Genomic DNA, 3,727 nt, shown 5'->3' with positions numbered 1-3,727 from the left:
GTCTCATACAGGGGAGGGACGGGAAAGGAGGAAGATCGGAGACAGGAGTTCAGACGAGAGCTCTACCGATCAGGGCTCCGGCCACCGGGACGCGCGGGCGGCCGGGACCGCCACCGGGGACGCGCCGGCGTCGAGGGCGTCCGCTCCGGACGCCCGGCGCTTCCCGCCGCGGGCACGCGGACGTTCGCGTCCGTGGGAGGTCGCCGCCGACGCAGGCAACGTGCACGGCCGCCGGGACGCGCAGCCGGCTGGGGCCGTCTCCGGAGGCGCTCCGGCGTCGAGGGCGTCCGCTTCGGACGCCCGGCAGCTCACCGCTGCGGGCACGTGAGCCTTCGCGTCCGTGGGACGTCGCCGCCGACGCGGGCAGCGTGCACGGCCGCCGCCGAGAGCGCGGCCGCTGGCCGCGGAGCGGGGCGCCGCGGCCCGCGGCCACGGGCCCGCCTCTGGCTGCGCACGCAGCGGTAGCGGCTCGGTCCGTGATCCGGACCGGGCGGTCGCTACGGCACGCCGCCGGGAGGCGGCAGACGGCACGGGTGCGCCCGGGCGCACAATCTCCGTACGGACGCGATTGGTGGCCCGCCTGCCGCGGGTTCCGAACCGGCGGGGCCTTCTCCGGGTCTGCGGACCGGGGCGGCGGGCACGGTCAGGTCCGCCGTGGGCGGCCCGGCGCGGGCCTCGTGAACAGCCGACGCGTCTCCGGCTGCGCGGGCAGCGACAGCGGACTCGGACCGAGGCTCGGACGGCGATGCCCGGCTCCACCAGGACTCAGCTCGTGGCCCGGGCCTGGTCCGCGGGGACGTCACCGGGCGCGGTCAGGCCCGCGGTGGGCGGCCTGGCGCGAGGCGGCCCTGCGCCAGGCGGCCCGATGCGGCCGGCTCACTCGCGGCCGCGTGGTGTCAGGCTGTGCGCTTGCGGGACGTTTCGTAGAGCACGATGCCCGTCGCCACGCCCGCGTTGAGGGATTCCGCGCCGCCCGGCATCGGGATGCGCACCCTCACGTCGCACGTCTCGCCGACCAGGCGCGACAGGCCCTTGCCCTCGCTGCCGATCACGATGGCCAGCGGGCCGTCAAGCGCCGCCACGTCCGCGATGTCCGTGTCGCCGTCCGCCGCGAGCCCGACGACCGTCAGGCCGGCCTTCTTGTACGCCTCTAGCGTGCGCGTCAGGTTCGTGGCGCGCGCCACCGGCGTGCGGGCGGCGGTGCCCGCCGAGGACTTCCAGGCGCCCGCTGTCATGCCGGCCGCGCGCCGCTCGGGCACGACCACGCCGTGGCCTCCGAACGCCGACACCGAGCGGACGACCGCGCCCAGGTTCCGGGGGTCGGTGATGCCGTCGAGCACGACGATCAGGGGCTCCTCGCCGTCGTCGTACGCGGCGGCCGCCAGGTCGTCCGGGTGCGCGTACTCGTACGCGGGGATCTGGAGGACGAGGCCCTGGTGGTTGAGGCCGCCGGTGAGCCGGTCGAGTTCGGGCCTCGGCGCCTCCATGAGGTGGATGCCGCCCCGGTCGGAGGCGAGCTTCAGCGCGTCACGCACCCGCTCGTCGTTGTCGATGTACTGCTGCACGTACAGGGTCGTCGCCGGCACACCGTCCCGCAGCGCCTCGAAGACCGGGTTGCGGCCCACGACCATCTCCGTCGAGCCCTTGCCGCCGCGGCGCGCGCGCTGCGGGCGGCCCTGCTGCTGGCGCGCCTTCGCGTTGGCGATGCGGTTCTTCACATGGCCCTTGCGGGCGGACGCGGGCGGCGTGGGGCCCTTGCCCTCGAGGCCGCGGCGCCGATTGCCGCCGCTGCCGACCTGCGCGCCCTTCTTCCCTGACGCGCGTCGGTTCCTGGGCTGGCTGTTCCCGGCCATGGTGTGTCTGCCTACCTGATTCGTGGGTCGCGTGGCGCGCACCGTACGCCGGTGCGCCGTCGTGGTGCGTCTCGTCGTGCCTTACGTGCCTTACCAGGGTACGCAAGCCGCGGCGGCGATTTCAGCGCGCGCCTCAGCGCTTGCCTCAGCGCGCGCCGAGGCTCCAGCGCGGTCCCGACGGGCTGTCCTCGATGACCAGGCCCGACTGCTGGAGCTGGTCCCTGATCGCGTCGGCCGTGGCCCAGTCCTTGCGGGACCGCGCCGCCTCGCGCTGGTCGAGGACGAGGCGTACGAGCGTGTCGACGGCTCCGTGCAGGTCGTCGCCGCGGTCGCTCTCGCCGGCCCACCGCGGGTCGAGCGGGTCGAGGCCGAGGACGCCGAGCATGGCCCGTACCTCCGCGAGCCGGGCGACGGCGCCTTCCTTGTCGTCGGCCGCGAGCGCGGAGTTGCCCTGCCTGACGGTGGTGTGGACGATCGCGAGCGCGCCGGGCACGCCGAGGTCCTCGTCCATCGCCGCGGCGAACGCGGGCGGCACCTCGGGCGCCGGCTCCACCGCTCCCCCGGCCTTCTCCACCACGCGCTGGACGAACCCCTCGATGCGCGCGAACGCGGACTCCGCCTCGCGGAGCGCCTCCTCGCTGTACTCGATCATCGAGCGGTAGTGCGGCGTGCCGAGGTAGTAGCGCAGCACGATGGGGCGCCAGCGCTTGACCATCTCGGAGACGAGGACGCTGTTGCCGAGCGACTTCGACATCTTCTCGCCGCTCATCGTGACCCACGCGTTGTGCAGCCAGTACTGGGCGAAGTCGTCGCCGTACGCCTTGGCCTGCGCGATCTCGTTCTCGTGGTGCGGGAAGACCAGGTCGAGGCCGCCGCCGTGGATGTCGAAGACGCGGCCGAGGTACTTGTGCGCCATCGCCGAGCACTCCAGGTGCCAGCCGGGCCTGCCGCGGCCCCAGGGCGTCTCCCAGTTCGGCTCGCCCGGCTTGACGGCCTTCCAGAGCGCGAAGTCGCGCGGGTCGCGCTTGCCGGTCTCGCCCTCGCCCGCGGGCTGGCGCAGGTCGTCCAGGTCCTGGTGGGACAGGCTCAGGTAGCCGGGGAACGATCGGACGTCGAAGTAGACGTTGCCGTCGGCGACGTAGGCGTGGCCGTTGTCGATGAGGACGCGCATCATCTCGGTCATCTCCGGGATGTGCCCGGTCGCGCGCGGCTCGTAGGTGGGCGGGAGGCAACCGAGGGCGTCGTAGCCCGCGTTGAACGCACGCTCGTTCTCGTACCCGATGGCCCACCAGGGGCGGTCCTGGTCGGCGGACTTCTGGATGATCTTGTCGTCGATGTCGGTGACGTTGCGTACGAACGTCACGTCGAGGCCGCGGTACTCGAACCAGCGGCGGAGGATGTCGAAGTTGAGGCCCGACCTGATGTGCCCGATGTGCGGGGCGGCCTGCACGGTGGCACCGCACAGGTAGATCGAGACGCAGCCCGGCGTGCGCGGGGTGAAGTCACGGATCTGCCGGGCGCCGGTGTCGTACAGCCGAATAGTCACGGGTTCAGAGTAGTGCGCGCCGGACAGTGCCCGGTCCCGCGCCCGCGAGGGCGCGGGGCTTCCGCCCGGGGGCGCCGCCCCGGGCCATGCCCGGCCCCGTGGGGCGCGGCTTCCGCCCGGGTGGGCCGCCCCCAGGCCCTGGTGTCAGGGTCGTGGCGCCTCCGACACGGGCGGGCCGCCCGCGGAGGACGGACTCCACCCGAGCCATGCGCCCATCGGGTCCGGGGCACCGGGGAGGCGCGGCCCCCGCGGGGCGCGGGCCCAGCCCGGAACGGCGCAGCCCACGTGCGGGCCCAGCCCCCCGCGAGGTGCGGGCGCAACACGGAGC

Annotated in this window: 2 protein-coding genes; both read right to left on the bottom strand. The window is 74.4% G+C overall.

Going from position 1 to position 3,727, the window contains the following annotated elements; translation table 11 throughout:
• Nucleotides 1–896 precede the first annotated feature (896 nt).
• Entirely contained in the window at nucleotides 897–1,853 is a 957-nt protein-coding gene (gene rlmB / locus JFN87_RS32400; RefSeq protein ID WP_209345985.1) for a 23S rRNA (guanosine(2251)-2'-O)-methyltransferase RlmB, read from the bottom strand.
• A 145-nt stretch (nucleotides 1,854–1,998) separates the two neighbouring features.
• Nucleotides 1,999–3,399: a cysteine--tRNA ligase gene (gene cysS, locus JFN87_RS32395; RefSeq protein ID WP_209345983.1), complete on the bottom strand. Its 1,401-nt coding sequence runs from the start codon at nucleotides 3,397–3,399 to the stop codon at nucleotides 1,999–2,001.
• Nucleotides 3,400–3,727: the final 328 nt, after the last annotated feature.

This window comes from Streptomyces montanisoli, assembly GCF_017813245.1.
Taxonomy (GTDB): domain Bacteria; phylum Actinomycetota; class Actinomycetes; order Streptomycetales; family Streptomycetaceae; genus Streptomyces; species Streptomyces montanisoli.
This window is presented reverse-complemented; position numbering and strand designations above follow the sequence as displayed.

Excerpts from the sequence above, each read along its gene's own strand:
- rlmB (WP_209345985.1), bottom strand. The coding sequence starts at position 1,853 with ATGGCCGGGAACAGCCAGCCCAGGAACCGACGCGCGTCAGGGAAGAAG.